General features: G+C 74.9%; 14 protein-coding genes. 7 read left to right on the top strand and 7 right to left on the bottom strand.

The window, feature by feature from the left end:
* The first annotated feature begins 63 nt into the window (after positions 1-63).
* The gene (locus ABEA53_RS06435) at positions 64-1281 is read left to right on the top strand and encodes a D-alanyl-D-alanine carboxypeptidase family protein (protein ID WP_345480218.1); all 1218 of its coding nucleotides are present in this window, start codon (positions 64-66) and stop codon (positions 1279-1281) included.
* Between the two features lie 4 nt (positions 1282-1285).
* Here ABEA53_RS06435 and ABEA53_RS06430 read toward each other — a convergent pair whose 3' ends face one another.
* A complete protein-coding gene (locus ABEA53_RS06430) occupies positions 1286-2035 on the bottom strand; it encodes an SGNH/GDSL hydrolase family protein (RefSeq protein WP_345480216.1) in 750 nt (249 codons plus the stop codon).
* A gap of 131 nt (positions 2036-2166) precedes the next feature.
* On the opposite strand from ABEA53_RS06430, the gene ABEA53_RS06425 reads away from it, so the two are divergent.
* The 4 genes from ABEA53_RS06425 to ABEA53_RS06410 all read left to right on the top strand — a co-directional run bounded on the left by ABEA53_RS06425 (position 2167) and on the right by ABEA53_RS06410 (position 7062).
* Complete coding sequence (locus ABEA53_RS06425; RefSeq protein ID WP_345480215.1) at positions 2167-3993, top strand: DEAD/DEAH box helicase; 1827 nt, start codon at positions 2167-2169, stop codon at positions 3991-3993.
* A 52-nt stretch (positions 3994-4045) separates the two neighbouring features.
* Positions 4046-4987: a siderophore-interacting protein gene (locus ABEA53_RS06420; RefSeq protein ID WP_345480214.1), complete on the top strand. Its 942-nt coding sequence runs from the start codon at positions 4046-4048 to the stop codon at positions 4985-4987.
* 162 nt (positions 4988-5149) lie between these two features.
* Positions 5150-6007 carry an MSMEG_6728 family protein gene (locus ABEA53_RS06415; protein WP_345480213.1) on the top strand — a complete coding sequence of 286 codons (858 nt, stop codon included), beginning with the start codon at positions 5150-5152 and terminating at the stop codon, positions 6005-6007.
* Positions 6007-7062, top strand: coding sequence for a VIT1/CCC1 transporter family protein (locus tag ABEA53_RS06410; RefSeq protein ID WP_345480212.1), 1056 nt, complete (start codon positions 6007-6009; stop codon positions 7060-7062). Before ABEA53_RS06415 ends, ABEA53_RS06410 begins: the two co-directional genes overlap by 1 nt.
* Here the strand turns inward: ABEA53_RS06410 and ABEA53_RS06405 are convergent.
* Positions 7023-7874 (bottom strand): helix-turn-helix domain-containing protein, encoded by an 852-nt coding sequence (locus tag ABEA53_RS06405; protein WP_345480211.1) that lies wholly within the window; start codon positions 7872-7874, stop codon positions 7023-7025. The two genes, ABEA53_RS06410 and ABEA53_RS06405, sit on opposite strands and share 40 nt — an antisense overlap.
* Before the next feature lie 102 nt (positions 7875-7976).
* Between ABEA53_RS06405 and ABEA53_RS06400 the strand changes: the two genes are divergently transcribed.
* On the top strand, positions 7977-8852 hold the full coding sequence (locus ABEA53_RS06400) for an oxidoreductase (RefSeq protein ID WP_345480210.1): 876 nt from the start codon (positions 7977-7979) through the stop codon (positions 8850-8852).
* Between the two features lie 43 nt (positions 8853-8895).
* Here ABEA53_RS06400 and ABEA53_RS06395 read toward each other — a convergent pair whose 3' ends face one another.
* The 3 genes from ABEA53_RS06395 to ABEA53_RS06385 all read right to left on the bottom strand — a co-directional run bounded on the left by ABEA53_RS06395 (position 8896) and on the right by ABEA53_RS06385 (position 13719).
* Positions 8896-9390, bottom strand: a complete 495-nt coding sequence (locus ABEA53_RS06395) for a GNAT family N-acetyltransferase (RefSeq protein ID WP_345480581.1) — start codon at positions 9388-9390, stop codon at positions 8896-8898.
* Between the two features lie 122 nt (positions 9391-9512).
* Positions 9513-12914 carry an error-prone DNA polymerase gene (locus tag ABEA53_RS06390; RefSeq protein WP_345480209.1) on the bottom strand — a complete coding sequence of 1134 codons (3402 nt, stop codon included), beginning with the start codon at positions 12912-12914 and terminating at the stop codon, positions 9513-9515.
* A gap of 115 nt (positions 12915-13029) precedes the next feature.
* The gene (locus tag ABEA53_RS06385) at positions 13030-13719 is read right to left on the bottom strand and encodes an SDR family NAD(P)-dependent oxidoreductase (protein ID WP_345480208.1); all 690 of its coding nucleotides are present in this window, start codon (positions 13717-13719) and stop codon (positions 13030-13032) included.
* Between the two features lie 62 nt (positions 13720-13781).
* On the opposite strand from ABEA53_RS06385, the gene ABEA53_RS06380 reads away from it, so the two are divergent.
* Positions 13782-14423 (top strand): UdgX family uracil-DNA binding protein, encoded by a 642-nt coding sequence (locus ABEA53_RS06380; RefSeq protein WP_345480206.1) that lies wholly within the window; start codon positions 13782-13784, stop codon positions 14421-14423.
* 66 nt (positions 14424-14489) lie between these two features.
* Here the strand turns inward: ABEA53_RS06380 and ABEA53_RS06375 are convergent, their stop codons facing one another.
* Together ABEA53_RS06375 and ABEA53_RS06370 are read right to left on the bottom strand one after the other, a co-directional pair.
* Positions 14490-16007 (bottom strand): DNA polymerase Y family protein, encoded by a 1518-nt coding sequence (locus ABEA53_RS06375; RefSeq protein WP_345480204.1) that lies wholly within the window; start codon positions 16005-16007, stop codon positions 14490-14492.
* Positions 16004-16624, bottom strand: coding sequence for a hypothetical protein (locus ABEA53_RS06370; protein WP_345480202.1), 621 nt, complete (start codon positions 16622-16624; stop codon positions 16004-16006). The genes ABEA53_RS06375 and ABEA53_RS06370 overlap by 4 nt, the downstream gene beginning before the upstream one ends.
* Positions 16625-16710 lie beyond the last annotated feature (86 nt).

Genomic DNA, 16710 nt, shown 5'->3' with positions numbered 1-16710 from the left:
CCGATCCGCGACACTCGGCCCCTCGGACGGGGGTCGGCGGCGCCTCCTCCCTATGCTCGACCGGTGCCTCGAGAGGAGACGCCCCGCTACGGGCTGCGCCGCCTCGTGGCCGCGATCTCGGTCGGCCTGATCCTGCTGATCGGCGTCGGCGTGCCGGTGTCGATCGTCGCGCCGGTGCCCCGCGCGACCGCCGAGGTGGTGACCGCCTCCCAGTCCGCGACCGAGGCCGCGGCGCCGGCGTTCCCCTCCTTCGGCTCGTCCGCGGTGGGCGCGGTCGGCATCGACGGGGTGCTCGCGAAGCACGGACCCCAGTCGCCGCGCACCATCGCGAGCATCACGAAGGTGATCACCGCGCTGGTCGTGCTGGAGGCGAAGCCGCTGCAGGCGGGGGAGCAGGGCCCCACGATCACCTTCACGCAGCGCGACGTGGCGATCCTCGGCGAGGTGCAGGCCATGAACGGCTCGTCCGAGCCCGTGGAGGCCGGCTGGCGCACGAGCGAGCGCGCCGCGATCGAGACGATGCTGATCCCGTCGGCGAACAACTACGCCGCGTCGCTCGCCATCTGGGCCTACGGGTCGACGCCGAGGTTCCTGGCGGCGGCCCGCGCCTACCTGAAGGCGCACGGGCTCGACGACACCGTGCTGCAGGACGCGAACGGGCTGTCGGAGGACAACCGCAGCACGCCGACGGACCTCGTGGACCTCGGGCGGCTCGCGCTCGCGGATCCGGTCGTCGCCGCCGCGGTGAAGCGGTCCACGGCCGTGGAGCCGAACGTCGGCGAGCTCGACAACACGAACAAGCTGCTCGGCCGCTACGGCGTGAACGGCATCAAGACCGGCACCTACACGACGGGCGCGAACCTGCTCTTCAGCGCGGAGGTGCGGGTCGGCGCGCGCACCGTGCAGGTCGTGGGCGTCGTGCTCGGCGCCCGGACGCACGACGAGCTCGACGCCCGGGTGCCCGCGCTGCTGAGGAGCGTGAAGCGGGGCCTGCACGACCTGCCGCTGGCGACGAAGGGCGAGGCGTTCGCCACCTACAGGACGAAGTGGGGCGGGATCGGCAGGGCCGTGGCCGCCCGCGACGTCACGCGACTGGTGTGGGGCCAGGCGGACCTGCAGCAGGAGGCGCACGTGCAGCCGATCACGGGCGGCCGCAAGGGCGAGCGGGTCGGCAGCGTGGACGTCGAGGTGGACGGGCGCACCGTGACCGTGCCGCTCGTGCTCGACCGCGACGTGCTGGCCGCACCCGTGTGGTGGCGGCTGACCCACCCGCTCCGCTGAGCGCCTAGAAGCCCGGGCGCTTCGGCAGCACCGCGTCGCCGGAGGAGACGCCGCGGATGCGGCGGCCGATCCACGGGATCAGGTGCTCGCGGGTCCACTGCAGGTCCTCGACGCGCGCCTCGCGCCAGGACCGCTCGGGCAGCGGGGCCGGGCTGCTGGGCGCGAGGTCGTTCGGCACGTCCAGCACGTCGAGCACCATCCGCGCGACCTCGTGGTGGCCGTACGCGTTCAGGTGCAGCCGGTCGACGCTCCAGAAGTCGGCGCGCTGGATCGACTTCAGCGACCACTGGTCCGCCACGAGGGCGCCGTGCTTCGCGGCGAGGCCGTGCAGCAGCTCGTTGAAGATCGCGACCTTGCCGCGGATCCTCCGGAACACGGGGGAGAAGCCGACGTCGACCCCGGTGAACAGCACGAGGGTCGCGCCCGTCGCCGCGAGCTCCTCGAGCGCCGGGTCGAGGCGCGCCGCGATCGCGTCCGGGTCCGTGCCGGGCCGGATGACGTCGTTGCCGCCGGCGGAGATCGTGATCAGGTCGGGGCGCAGCGCGACCGCGGGCGCGATCTGCTCGTCCACGATGCGGCCGAGCAGCCGGCCCCGGATCGCGAGGTTCGCGTAGGCGAAGTCGTCGGTCCGCGTCGCGAGCACCTCCGCGGTGCGGTCGGCCCAGCCGCGCAGACCGCCGGGGCTGCCCGGCTCCGCGTCGCCGTACCCCTCGGTGAACGAGTCGCCGATGGCGACGAACCGGTGGAACTCCATGTCCCCGATCCTCCCTCCTCGCGCCGACGGCCCGATCCGGATGAGTACCCGCCGGTCGGAGGCGGGCGGCGCGCCCGGGTCGCGGGCGGTGTCGGCGAGTCGCCGCGACCGCGATTAGCGTGGACGACCCGATGAGCACACCCGCCACCCGAGACGACGCGACCCACCTGTTCGACGCCGCTCCCGGCGCCCACCAGGCGGCCTCGCTCCCTCCGGCGTTCCCGGACCGCACCCCGTGGGGCGCGGGGCCCCGGCTGCGCCGGTGGCAGGAGGAGGCGCTGTCGGCCTACTTCGAGCGGGAGCCGCAGGACTTCCTCGTCGCCGCGACCCCGGGCGCCGGCAAGACGACGTTCGCCCTGCGCCTGGCGAAGGAGCTGCTCGCCCGCGGCACCGTCGACCACGTCACGGTCGTCGCGCCGACCGACCACCTGAAGCGCCAGTGGGCGGAGGCGGCGGAGCGCGTCGCGATCCACCTGAACCCGGCGTTCAAGAACGCCGACGGCTGGCTCGGCAAGCACTGGCACGGCGCGGCGCTGTCGTATGCGCAGATCGGCATGGAGCCGGCGCTGCACAAGCGGCTCACCGAGCAGGCGCGCACGCTCGTGATCCTCGACGAGGTGCACCACGGCGGCGACGCGCTGTCCTGGGGCGACGGGATGCGGGAGGCGTTCGCGGGCGCGACCCGGCGCCTGTCTCTCTCGGGCACCCCGTTCCGCAGCGACACCGCGCAGATCCCGTTCGTCGAGTACGCGCCCGACGAGCACGGCATCCGCACCTCGATCACCGACTACGCCTACGGCTACAGGCGGGCGCTCGAGGACGGCGTCGTGCGGCCCGTGCTCTTCATGGTCTACTCCGGCGCGATGCACTGGCGCACCAGCGCCGGCGAGGAGATGAGCGCCCGCCTCGGCGAGGCGACCACGAAGGACATCACCGCGCAGGCGTGGCGCACCGCGCTGGCGCCGGACGGCGACTGGATCCCCGCGGTGCTGCGCGCCGCCGACCAGCGCCTCACCGAGGTGCGGCGGCACGTGCCCGACGCCGGCGGACTGGTGATCGCCACGAACAAGACGGTCGCCCGCGCCTACGCGGCGCAGCTCAAGGCCCTGACCGGCGAGAACGTCACCATCGTGCTGTCCGACGAGAAGGAGGCGAGCGACCGGATCGCCGCCTTCTCCGCGAGCACCGACCGCTGGCTCGTCGCGGTCCGCATGGTGTCGGAGGGCGTGGACGTGCCCCGCCTGTCGGTCGGCGTCTACGCCACGAACGCCTCCACCCCGCTGTTCTTCGCGCAGGCGATCGGCCGCTTCGTGCGCGCTCGGAAGCGCGGCGAGAGCGCCTCCGTCTTCCTCCCGAACGTGCCGATCCTGATGAAGCTCGCGGAGCAGCTCGAGATCGAGCGGGACCACGCGCTCGACCGCACGTCGGACGACGACGCGGCCGGCGGCGAGGGCTTCGACGAGGGTGCGCTCGCCGACGCGAACCGGTCCGAGAAGGCGTCCGAGAGCCTCGCGATGGACGGCTCGTTCCAGGCGCTCGGCAGCGACGCGACGTTCGACCGCGTGCTCTACGACGGCGGCGAGTTCGGCTTCGAGGCCGAGGTCGGCAGCGAGGAGGAGCTCGACTTCCTCGGGCTGCCCGGCCTGCTCGAGCCGGACCAGGTGCGCGACCTGCTGCGCCACCGCCAGGCGTCGCAGCAGCGCCGCGGCAAGAAGCCGCCGGCGCCCGCCGCTCCCGCGCCGATCCCGCTCGCGGACATCCCGATGCACCGGCGGCTGAAGGAGCAGCGGCAGCAGCTGCAGGACCTCGTGGGCCTGTGGTCGCACCGCACGAACACGCCGCACGGCGCCATCCACTCCGAGCTGCGGCGGTCGTGCGGCGGCCCCGCGGTCGCGCAGGCGACGGAGGAGCAGCTGCAGGCCCGGATCGCGCTGCTGCGGAAGCGGATCAACGGCTGAGTTCGTCCCACGCGGGGCCACTGCGGGCGGTGAGTAAGGCTAGCCTTCCCTCATGACGCAGCTCGAGGCGCCGCCGGTCCGGACCGAGGCCCAGTCGACCGACGCCCCCTTCCTGCTGCACCGCGTGCGCGTCGCCCGCAGGCGTCGGCTGTCCGACGGCTTCGTGCGCATCACCTTCACCGGACCCACGCTCGACCGCTTCGCGGACCCGGGGCTGGACCAGCGCATCAAGCTGATCCTGCCCGCGGCCGACGGCTCCATCGACGACGGCGTGTTCGTCGACGACTGGTACGGCGCGTGGCGCACGCTGCCCGAGGAGCGGCGGCCCGTCATCCGCACCTACACGACGCGGGCGGTGCGCGCCGCCGCGCGCGAGGTCGACGTCGACCTCGTCGTGCACGAGCCCTGCGGCCCCGCCGGCCGCTTCGCCACGGACTGCCGCGAGGGCGACGAGATCGCGCTGTGCGGCCCGAACGCCGGCTGCGCGCGCTCCGGCGGCGGCATCGACTTCCGCCTCCCCGCCTCGAGCGACCGTGTGCTCATCGCCGGCGACGAGACGGCGCTGCCCGCGATCACGCGCATCCTCGAGGACCTGCCCGAGCACGTGCGCGGCACGGTGCTCGTCGAGCTGCCGCGGGCCGCCGACGGCGCCGCCCTGCCCGCCCGGCCCGGCATCGACGTCCGGGTGCTCGCCCGCGACGGCGCCGAGTGCGGCACCCTGCTCGCCCCCGCCGTGCGGGTCGCCGCGCAGCGCCTGATCGACGCGCACCGGGGCGCCGAGCCGGAGGACGTCGACGTCGACGCCGGGATGCTGTGGGAGGTGCCGGGCGACGGCGCGATCCCGCAGACCGACGGCCCCTTCTACGCCTGGCTGGCCGGGGAGGCGGGCGTCATCAAGGCGCTGCGCCGCATGCTCGTCGCGGAGCTCGGCGTCGACCGCCGGTCCGTCGCGTTCATGGGCTACTGGCGCCGGGGCCGCGCCGAGGGCGCCTGACCCGCCTCCCTCCGGAGCACGACGGCAGGACGATCCGCCGTCGGCAGGACGATCCGAGCGGTTCCGTCCCGCTGACGTCGTCCCGTCCTGCTGACGTGCTCCGCGATCCGACGAGGTGCCCTCCCGAGCGGCCGCTCGGGCTGCGCCCGTAGGGTCGAGCCGATGCAGACCTTCCTGCCGTTCCCGTCGTTCGACGAGAGCGCCCGGGTGCTCGACAGCCCGCGCCTCGGCAAGCAGCGCGTCGAGACGCTGCAGATCCTGCGGGCCCTCGTCGTACCCACCTACGGCTGGCAGCGGCACCCCGCCGTCGGCATGTGGCGGAACCACGTGCCCGCGCTCACGGCGTACGGCCTCGCGATGACGCGGGCGTGGACGGAGCGCGGCTTCGCGGACTCCGTCGCGGACCAGATGCTCGAGTTCGCCCCGGAGGTCGAGGGGCGCCCGCAGTCCTGGCTGGCCGAGCAGGGCCTGCTGCCGTCGTGGGTCGGCGACGAGCGGGTGCACGAGAGCCACCGCTCGAAGCTCGTCGCGAAGGAGCCGGAGTTCTACCGCTCGCTGTTCCCCGGCACCGAGGAGGGGCTCGAGTACTTCTGGCCCGAGCCGGAGGCGGTGCCCGAGCCGACGTCCGAGCACGGGCTCTGGGTGCTGCGGCAGGACGAGCTCGAGCCCTGGCGCACCTACGAGCTGATCGGGCTGCCCATGGTCGACCCGCGCGGCAAGGTCACCCCCGCGTGGCGGCAGCAGCTGCGCGCGTTCGAGGACGAGCTCGTGCCCGGGGCCGTGCTCGGCGTGCTGACGGACGAGCAGCCGGAGCTGCTGCACCTCGCCCGCGTCACGGGGCAGGCCGCGCCCGCTACTGTCGACGACCGGGACTACACCGCCGTGAGCGCCCGGTTCGAGGGCAACCTCGAGCGGCGGTCGCTGCCGGTGCCCGCGGTGCTGCAGAACCCGCGCCGCTTCTTCCACGTCCGGCTGGTCTCGCCGCTGTCCGCGCTCATCGGCACGGACGAGGAGGACTGATGGCCGCCGACCGCGAGCAGGTGCGCCGCTGGCGCGGCTACCTGGCCGACGAGCGCGCGGAGGCCGCGGTCTACCGCGACCTCGCCTCCCGCCGCACCGGGCCCGACCGCGACATCCTGCTCGAGCTCGCGGAGGCGGAGGGCCGGCACGAGCAGCACTGGCTCGACCTGCTCGGCGAGGCGGGGGAGCGGCCGACGCCCGTCAGCCTCCGCACCCGCTTCTTCGGCCTGCTGGCGCGCCGCTTCGGCTCGGTGTTCGTGCTCGCGCTGCTGCAGCGGGCCGAGGCGCGCTCGCCGTACGAGGCCGACGCCGACGCGACGCCGCAGATGGCCGCGGACGAGCGGATCCACGAGGAGGTCGTGCGCTCCCTCGCGATGCGCGGCCGCTCCCGCATCTCCGGCACCTTCCGCGCCGCGGTCTTCGGCGCGAACGACGGCCTCGTGAGCAACCTCGCGCTCGTGCTCGGCGTCGGCGCGGCCGGCGCGGACCGGGGCCTCGTGCTCGTCACGGGCGTCGCGGGGCTGCTCGCGGGCGCGCTGTCGATGGGCGCCGGGGAGTACGTGTCGGTGTCGTCGCAGCGCGAGCTGCTCGCCGCCTCCACCCCCTCCGCCCAGTCGGCCGACGCCCTGACGCGCATCGACTTCGACGAGAACGAGGTCGCGCTCGTGTTCCGCGCCCGCGGGATGACGCCGGATGAGGCGGACCGGGCCGCGACGGAGGTGCTGCGCGAGCGGGTCGCGCCGCGCCTGCCCGCGAACGACGTGGACGTCGAGACGGTCGGGACCCCGATGGGCGTGGCGCTGTCGAGCTTCGCCTTCTTCGCCTCCGGTGCGCTCGTGCCGATCCTGCCGTACCTCTTCGGCGCCTCCGGGGCGCTCGCGGTCGTGCTCGCCGCGGGGCTCGTCGGGCTCGCGCTGCTCGCCTCCGGCGCGGTCGTCGGGCTGCTGTCCGGTGCGCCGATGCTGCTTCGCGCCCTGCGGCAGCTGCTGATCGGCTTCGGCGCCGCGGCCGTGACCTACGTGCTGGGGCTGCTCTTCAACGCCGCCGGCATCTGATCCCGGACCGCCAGGGAGCCGAGCAGCGCGAGCCGCTCGGCCGTCCGCGTGCCGGGATCGGAGTGGTAGATCACGAGCACCTGGCCGTCGGTGCCGCCGACGCCGAGCTTCTCCCGGCGCAGGTCGAGCCGGCCGACGACGGGGTGCTCCATGGTGAAGCCGCCGCCCTCGAGCGGCTGCACGTCGTGCCGCGACCAGTGCGCGCGGAAGACCTCGCTCCCGGCCGACAGCTCGTCGATGAGGCGCGCGGTCCCGGGATCCGGACGCGCGGGGCCGACGGAGGTGCGGAACGACGCGATCATGCCGCCGACCGCCCATTCCCAGTCCGGGAGCAGCGCCCGCTCAGCCGGGTCGAGCAGCACCGACCGGAGGCGGTTCGCGCCCGCGACGATGGACGGCGACAGGGCCGTGGCGAGGGGGTTCGCCGCCAGCACGTCGAAGCGCCTGCTCTCCACGAAGGCGGGCAGGTCGAGCGCGGCGAGCAGCTGCGCGGTGCCGGTCGGCACCGCGTCCCTGGTCGGCCGCGGACGGGACGGGGCGCCGGCTGCGAGCCCGTGGAGGTAGTCGACGGCGGAGGCATCGAGGCGCAGCACCCGGGCGAGGGCGTCGAGCACCTGCGTGCTCGGATTGCGGTCGCGGCCCTGCTCGAGCCGCAGGTAGTAGTCCGCGCTGATGCCCGCGAGCGTCGCGACCTCCTCCCGCCGCAGCCCCGGGGTGCGTCGCACGCCGGTGACGACGACGCCGACGTCCTCCGGGCGCACCAGCGCGCGACGGGCCCGCAGGTACTCGCCCAGGGCGGTGTCGACCGGCATGCCGCCACCGTACGGTCCGCGACGGGGCCGCGTCCTGGTCCCGCGAGTCCCAGGCTCGACGGGGCGCTCCCTGTCCCAGGCGGGGAAGCGCATGGTGGTCGCATGACCACGACAGGACTTCCCGGCGGCACCTACCGGCTCGGCGACCTCGAGGTGCCGCGCGTCGGCTTCGGTGCGATGCAGCTGCCCGGCAGGGGCGTCTTCGGCCCGCCGAAGGACCGCGACGCGGCGCTCGAGGTGCTGCGCACGGCCGTCGAGCTCGGCATCCGGCACATCGACACCGCCGACTTCTACGGCCCGCACGTCTCGAACGAGCTGATCCGCGAGGCGCTCTCGCCCTATCCCGACGACCTCGTGATCGTCACGAAGGTCGGGTCCCGCCGCGGCGCGAAGGGCGAGTGGATCCCGAGGCGGGAGCCCGACGACCTGCAGGCGCAGGTGCACGACAACCTCCGCACCCTCGGCGTCGACGTGCTCGACGTCGTGAACGTCCGGGTCGGCGGCGGCGACGACGCGCACTCCGCGGTGCCCGGCTCGATCGCGCCGGAGGTGGAGGCGGTCGCCGAGCTGCAGCAGCAGGGCCTCGTCCGCCACGTGGGCGTCAGCACGGTGGACGCCCAGCAGGTCGCGGAGGCGCGGTCGATCACGCAGATCGTCACGGTCCAGAACTTCTACAACGTCGCGAACCGCGAGGACGACGACCTGATCCGGCGGCTCGCGGAGGCGGACATCGCGTACGTGCCGTACTTCCCCCTCGGCGGCTTCAGCCCCCTCCAGTCCGGCGCCCTCGACGCGGTCGCCGAGCGACTCGGCGCCACCCCGATGCAGGTCGCGCAGGCGTGGCTGCTGCAGCGCTCGCCGAACCTGCTGCTGATCTCGGGCACGTCCTCGGTCGCGCACCTGCGGGAGAACGTGGCGGGCGCCGCCCTCGAGCTGCCGGCCGACGCGGTCGCCGAGCTCGACGCGGTCGCCGGTTGACCTCCTCGTCCCGCAGGCGTCCTGCGCCTGCGGGACGAAGGGTCTAGCGGACCAGGCGGACCTCCGCCTGGTCGCCCCACTCGGGGCCGAAGACGTGGCGGGCGCCGTCCGGGGCGAACCCGTGCTTCGCGTAGAAGGCGCGAGCGCGCGGGTTCGCCTCGAACACCCAGAGCTCGGCGGGCACGTCGTCCGGCAGCACCGCGGCGAGCAGCTCGTGCGCCAGCCCGGTGCCGTACTCGCTCGCGCGCACGTAGAGGGCCCAGAGCTCGCGGTCCCGCACGGGCGGGCCCGCGGTCTCGTTCGGCCGGCCGGGGCCGGCGGTGGCGAAGCCGACGACCGCGCCGTCGCGCACGGCGATCCGCAGCGTCGAGTCCGCGGAGGGGGTCGCGAGGATCCGCCGCCACTGCTCGACGCGGCGCGCCTCGCCCTCCGCCGAGAAGAACCCGTCCGGCAGCAGCGGCCCGTACGCCTCCCGCCAGGAGGCGTAGTGCATCCGCCCCAGCGCCTCCGCGTCGTCGGCCGTCGCCCCTCGGATCATGCTCACACTTGATTCTCCCGCCGCCGCCGCCCGCCCGGCCACCTGTCGCCGTGAGGCGCAGCGCGGTCAGCGCTGTGCTGCGGCACAGACTTCGATCCGCTCGCGGATCGAAGGCCATGAACTCAGCGGAAGTCGCGGCTCGCGTGCTTCGCGCCGATGTGGAGCTGCTCGAAACGGTCGGCGACGATGTTGATGACGCCCTCGGGGGAGCGCTCGAGGATGCCGCGCACGATCATCGCCGGCGCCTCCCGGGCCACGCGGCGGTAGCGCTGCCAGACGCCGACCGAGGCGATCACGTTCATCATCCCGGTCTCGTCCTCGATGTTCAGGAACGTGATCCCGGAGGCGGTCGCCGGCCGCTGCCGGTGGGTGACGACCCCGCGGATCTCGACGCGCCGGCCCGACTCCGCCTGCCGCAGCGCCGCGCCCGTCAGCACCCCGCGCTTCGTGAGGTCGACCCGCACGTGCGCCATGGGGTGGTCGTCGGGCGAGATGCCCGTCGCCCACAGGTCCGCGGCGACCCGGTCCATGCCCGTCGTCTCGGGCAGCAGCGGCGGCTGCACGACGATGGAGGTGTGCGGCAGGGTGTCCGGCCGCTCCTCCGCGGCGGCGCCCGCGGCCCACAGCGCCTCTCGCACGCTCAGCCCGAAGCCCTCGAAGGCGCCCGCGGTCGACAGCGCCTCGAGCTGCGCGGTCGCCAGCCCGACGCGGCGGGCGAGGTCGCGCTGGTCGCGGTAGTCGCCGTGCGCGAGGCGCTCCGCGACGATGCGCTGCGCGAGCCGCGCCCCGATGCCCGAGATCCCGGCGAGCCCGAGCCGCACCGCGAGCGCCCCGTCGCGCCGGTGCTCCGCGTCGTGCACGGTCGGGTCGGACTCCATGGGCACGGGCGGCTGCTCGGGGTCGAGGCACGCGTCCCGGCCGCCCGCGACGGCGCCCTCGATCGCCTCCATCCCCGCGTCGGCGAGGGAGCGGTTGATGTCCGGCCGCCGCACGACGACGCCGTGCCGCCGCGCGTCGGCGGTGAGGGAGGCGGGGGAGTAGAACCCCATCGGCTGCGCCCGCAGCAGGGAGGCGAGGAAGACGCCGGGGTAGTGCAGCCGCATCCACGTGGAGGCGTAGACGAGCAGCGCGAACGACAGGGAGTGGCTCTCCGCGAAGCCGAAGCTCGCGAACGCCTGGATCTTCGTGTAGATCTCGTCGGCCGTGTCCCCGGTGATGCCGTTGCCGGCCATGCCGGCGTAGAGCTTCCCCTTCAGCGACTCGATCTTCTCGATGCCGCGCTTGCTGCCCATCGCGCGGCGCAGCAGGTCCGCGTCCTCGCCCGAGCAGCCGCCGACCGCCATCGCGATCTGCATCAGCTGCTCCTGGAAGATCGGCACCCCGAGCGTGCGGGCGAGCACCGGCTCGAGCAGCGGGTGGAGGTAGCTGACCGGCTCGTCGCCGTTCCGCCGCCGCACGATCGGGTGCACGGCGCCGCCCTGGATGGGGCCGGGCCGGATCAGCGCGACCTCGATGGCGAGGTCGTAGAACCGTCGCGGCCGGAACCGGGGCAGCAGCCCCATCTGCGCCCGCGACTCCACCTGGAACACCCCGATCGAGTCCGCGCGGCAGAGCTGGTCGTAGACGCCCTGCTCCTCCTTCGGGATCGTCTCGAGCGTCCACCGCTCGCCGGTGTGCTCGGCGGCGAGGTCGAAGGCGTACTGCAGCGCCGCGAGCATGCCGAGGCCGAGCAGGTCGAACTTCACGAGCCCCATGTAGGCGCAGTCGTCCTTGTCCCACTGCAGCACGGTCCGCTTCTCCATGCGGGCGTGCTCGATCGGCACCACCTCGCCGACGGGCCGGTCGGTGAGCACCATGCCGCCGGAGTGGATGCCGAGGTGCCGCGGCGCCTTCAGCAGCTGCTCCGCCAGGTCGACGACGGCGCCGGGGATGTCGTGGTCCTGGGAGGAGGTGACCGCGCCCCACCGCTCCACCTGGCGGCTCCACGCGTCCTGCTGGCCCGGGGAGGCGCCGAGCGCCTTCGCCATGTCGCGCACCGCGTTCTTCGGGCGGTAGGTGATCACGTTCGCGACCTGGGCCGCGTTCCGCCGCCCGTAGACCTCGTAGACGTGCTGGATCACCTCCTCCCGCCGGTCCGAGTCGAAGTCGACGTCGATGTCGGGCTCCTCGTCGCGGAGGGCGGAGAGGAAGCGCTCGAACGGCAGGTCGAAGAAGATCGAGTCGATCGCGGTGATCGACAGCAGGTAGCAGACGGCGGAGTTCGCGGCCGAGCCGCGGCCCTGGCAGAGGATGCCCTTCGAGCGGGCGAAGTCGACGATGCCGTGCACGATGAGGAAGTAGCCGGGGAAGTCCTTCTCCTCGATCACGGCGAGCTCCCGCTCGATCCGGGCGAGGTGCGCCGCGGTCGCCTTCGGGTACTTCACCGGGATCGCGTCGTGCACGAGCTTCCGCAGCCACGACATCGGCGTGTGCCCCTCCGGCACGGGCAGCTTCGGCAGGCCGGGCTTCAGGCTGCGCAGCGCGAACCGGGTCTCGTCGGCGACCTCCACCGTCGTCTCGACGGCGCCCGGGTATCGGGCGAAGCGGGCGCGCTGCTCCGCGCCGCTGCGCAGCGCGCTGACGGAGGCGGGCAGCCAGCCGTCCATCTCGTCGAGGCTGCGGCGGGCGCGCACGGCTGCCAGGGCCGTCGCGAGGCGCCGCCGCTCGGGCGCGGCGACGTGCGCGTTCGACGTCGCGACCGCACGGAGGCGGCGGGCCTGCGCGAGCGCGAACAGGGCGTCGTTCGCGGGGCCGTCGAGCGGGGCGCCGGTGTCGAACAGCTCGACGACGACGCCGTCGCGGCCGAACACGTCGACGAGGCGGTCGAGCTCCCGCCCCGCCGCGTCGGCGTCGAGGCCTGAGGGGGTGACGAGCGCCTGCCGCACCCGGCCCTTGCGGCAGCCCGTCAGCGCGATCACCCGCCCGGCGAGGCGCTCGGCGATCGCGGTCTCGTCGTACTCGGGACGGCCCTTCTCCGCGCCCGCCGCGAGCTGCGCCTCCGTGATCAGGCCCGACATCGCGTGGTACCCGGCCGCGCCGCGCGCGAGCAGCAGCAGGTGCGAGCCCTCCGGGTCGGGCACGCCCTGCTGCGGGGCGCCGAGGCCCAGCGACAGCTCGGCGCCGAAGACGGTGTGCACGTCGTGCTGCTCGGCGGCCTCCGCCATCCGGACCGAGCCGTAGAAGCCGTCGTGGTCGGTGAGGGCGAGGGAGTGGAGGCCGAGCCGGCTCGCCTCCTCCAGCAGCTCCTCCGGGCCGGAGGCGCCGTCGAGGAAGCTGAAGTTCGAGTGCGCGTGCAGCTCCGCGTACGGCACCGCGTCGGGGTCGCGCTCGCGGCGCGCGGTGCCCGGCCGGTAGGGGTGCCGCTTCAGCGACCAGGCGGGGGAGTCGCCGCCGTCCGCGCCCTCGGGCGGCCCGCCGGGGCGCCGCGAGTCGCTGAGCCGCCGCTCGAACTCCGACCAGGAGATCGGCGGGTTGCTGTAGCCCATGCGCTCATTCTCGAACACCTGTTCGAGCGGCGCAACACCACGCCGAGCCTCTGCTCACGCTTCGTGCCGCCGGAACCCCTTCGACGCGGCAAGAAGCGTGAGCGAAGTGCTGGGGTCAGGGGGCGGGGAGGACCGCGCGCTCCTCACCGCTGCGCACGAGGTCGAGGATCACGGCGGCGACCTGCTCGGGCGAGTGGCCCTTCGGCGCATCCGCTCGCAGGGAGCCCGCGCGCAGCACGTCGTGGAAGTCGGTGTCGGTGATCCGCGGGAACACGGTCGAGACGACGATGCCGGCGTCCGCCAGCTCGAGGCGGGCGATGGAGGAGAGCGTGTTCAGCGCCGCCTTCGTCGCCGCGTAGCCGCCGACGCCCGGCATGAGGTGCAGCGTCGTGCCGCTGCTGACGTTGACGATCGCGCCCGCGCCCTGCCGCCGCATCGGCGGGATCACGGCCTGCATCGCGGCGAGGGCGGCGACGACGTTGAGCTCGAGCACCGCGCGGAAGTCCTCCAGCCGGATCCGCTCGACGGAAACGTGCAGCCCCTGCCCCGCGTTGTTGATCAGCGCGTCGACCCGGCCGTACCGCGCGAGCGCCTGCTCGACCGCGTTCTCCAGGTCGCCCTCGTGCGTCACGTCCGTCTGCACCGCGAGCGCGTCGGGCAGGTCGGCTGCGAGGGCCTGGATCCGGTCCGCCCGCCTGGCCGTCAGCACGACCTTCGCCCCCGCGTCGGCGGCGGCGCGCGCGGTCGCCGCACCGATCCCGCTCGACGCACCCGTCACCAGCACCACCGCGTCCTGCAGCTCCATGCCCGCCATGCTGCGCGCCGACCCTGGCCGCTCCTCGCAGGCCCTGCCGCTACCGTGCGCGCATGCCCGACGAGGAGCGCCCCGGCGCCGAGCAGTGGGTGCCCCAGGGCGCCGGAATCGACCTGCTGCGCGAGGCGGCGACGCGCTGCCACGGCTGCGAGCTGTGGGAGCCGGCGACGCAGGTCGTGTTCTCCGCCGGGCCGCCCTCCGCGTCGATGGTGCTCGTGGGCGAGCAGCCGGGCGATCAGGAGGACCAGCGCGGCACGCCGTTCGTCGGCCCCGCCGGCACGCTGCTCGTGCAGGCGGTGAAGGAGGCGGGCATCGACCCGGCGACCGTCTACCGCACGAACGCGGTGAAGCACTTCCGGTTCGAGCCGCGCGGCACCCGCCGGATCCACAAGACGCCCGAGGTGCAGCACATCGTCGCCTGCCACCCGTGGCTGCACGCGGAGCTGGAGGTGCTGACGCCCGGCATCGTCGTCGCGCTCGGCGCGACCGCGGGCCGCGCGCTGTTCGGGCGGCCCGTGAAGATCGGCGCCGAGCGCGGCACCGTGCTCGAGGGCGCCATCCCCGACTCGAGCGCGAAGGCGCTGCTCACCGCGCACCCCTCCGCGGTGCTCCGCATGCAGCGCGACCCCGGCTACGACGAGGCCTACGCGGCCCTGGTCCGCGACCTGCGCACCGCGGCGGCCGTCGCCGGCTGACCTCGCTCACGCTTCGTGCCGCTGCTGCGCTCGTCGCGCGGCACGAAGCGTGAGCAGAAGGCGTTCTCAGTCGTAGCGGGCCTCGGCCCACCAGCCCGACGCGTCGTGGGCGAGCAGCCAGGCGGAGCCGTCGGCGCACGTCACCTGCATGCGGTGGAGGCGCATGGCGCTCGCCGCGTCCCACCACCGCTCCTCGAGTGGCCAGGGACCGGCCCACGCCTCCACGCGGGTGCCGAGGCGACCGGGTGTCACGAACGTCGCGGGCGGTCCGCTGATCACGTCCCGGTCGTCGATCACGACGTCGCGGCCCGCCGGGTCCTGCACGACGACGCGGGGCCGGTCGCCGAGCACCGCGGTCGGCACGAACCCGGGCAGGCGGCCGGGCCACGGCGCGTCGGGGGAGCGCAGCGCGGGGCGCTGCTCGCCCCACGGCGCCAGCACGGTCCGGTCGGCGGACAGCCGCCCGCCCGCGAGGGTCGGGGTGAGCACCGCCTCGTGCCCGAGCAGGCTCTGCACCCTCGACAGCGCGTGGTGGATCCGCTCGCCCGGTCCGCCGCCCCAGAGGCCCTGCTCGTGGTGCGCGGCCTCGTCGACCGCCTCCGGGTGCAGCGTCACCTCGACGACCGCCGCGCCGAGCTCCGCGGCCTCGAGCTGCCAGCGCACCCGGTCGATCACGTCGAGCGGGGTGAAGGAGCGGGGGTGCAGCCAGGTGCGGCGGTGGTGCCCGCCGTCGTCGGCGGTCAGCTCGACGGTGAGGGCCGTGCAGACGAGCAGGTCCGCCGCCAGCGCGGCGAGGAACGCCTCCGCGGTGCGCTTCAGCGCGAACGCGATCTGGTCGATGCGCTCGAGCGGCGGCTCGAACGCCTGCCGGGCGTCGCGGTCGGCCGGCACGACCCGCGCGACCATGCGCCGGGGGTCGAGGCCCGCGGCGACGCGGTGCGCGGCGGCGCCCTCGGGCCCGAAGCGGTCGCGCACCGAGTCCTCGGGCAGCGCGGCGAGCGCGCCGAGCGTGCGCACCCCGAGCCGGGCGAGCAGCCCGGCGAGCTGCGGCATCCCGAGCAGCGAGACCGGGAGGGGGGCGAGGAACGCGGCGCCCTGGTCCGGCGGCACGATCCGGATCGGGTGCGCCGAGCGCGCCGCCTGCTCCGCGGTGAACGGGCCGTCGGCGATCCCCGCCCGGGCGTCGGGCACCCCGGCCTCGGCGAGCAGGTTCAGCGCCTCGCCGGCCGCGGCCTCCTCCCCGCCGAAGAACCGCGCCGGCCCGGCGGCGCGGATCACGACGAGCCCGGGCCGCACCACCTGCACGGTCGGGATGCCGGTCTCGAGAGCGGCGAGCACCGGCTCGAACCGGCGGGCGTCCACCGCGGGCACGAGCGGCAGCACGACGAGGGACGCGCACCGCGACTGGGCCTCGCGCACCTTCAGCCCGCGCTGCACCCCGGCCGCCCGCGCGGCGGCGGAGCAGGCGTGCACGAGCCCGTGCTCGACGAGGGCGAGCGGCGCCGCCGGGTCGACGTCCGCCTCGGCCGCCGCGGCCCGAACGGGCCAGTCGGGGCACCAGACGACGATGCAGCGCTCGGTCACACCGCCACCAGACGCGGTGCGGGCTGCGGCGCGGCCGCGGGCAGGGGTGCGCCCAGCCGGAAGCCGGTCTCGATGCGCAGGCGGTGCCGGGACCGGACCTCCCTGGCGGTGACGACGACGTCGAGCTCGCGCGCCGACAGGTAGCCCCACCCGGCGCCGATGCCCGACCAGCTGCCGCCGGTGACCTCGAGCGTCGCCTCCGCACCCGACCACCGGCCGGCGACGAGCAGCGTCGCGTCGCGCTGCCGGAGGCGGGAGGCGAGGCGCGAGACCTCGCCGGGGGAGGCGCCGGCGGCGGGCGGCCGTACGAGCACGACGGGCAGCACCTCCGCCAGCTGCGCGGTGACCGAGAGCCAGTGCTCGGCGGGCGCGGGCACGAGCACCAGCCGGTCGAGCGCGATCCCGAGTTCGGCGGCCGCCTCCGCTCCGAACTCCGGGATGCCGACGACGCCGCACCAGGCCCCCGCCGCGGAGGGGCCGGCGAGCAGCAGCATCGCGAGCGCGAGGGACCCGGGCGCCGCGTAGGCGACGCCGGAGCGCAGCGCGCCCCCGGGCAGCAGCGGCGCGACCGCCTCGTTCGTCGGCATCGTGCGCGCGCCGAGCGTGCGGGCCTGCATCGATGCGATCCTGGCCTGCAGGGCCGCGACCGTCTCCGATCTGGCTGCAGCGGGCATGCCTGCAGTATCGAACATGAGTTCGAGTA

Origin of the sequence: Amnibacterium soli (assembly GCF_039544415.1) — a bacterium.
Classification (GTDB): Bacteria; Actinomycetota; Actinomycetes; order Actinomycetales; family Microbacteriaceae; genus Amnibacterium; species Amnibacterium soli.
Note: the sequence above shows the minus strand (reverse complement) of the source record. Positions and strands in the feature narration are given on the sequence as shown.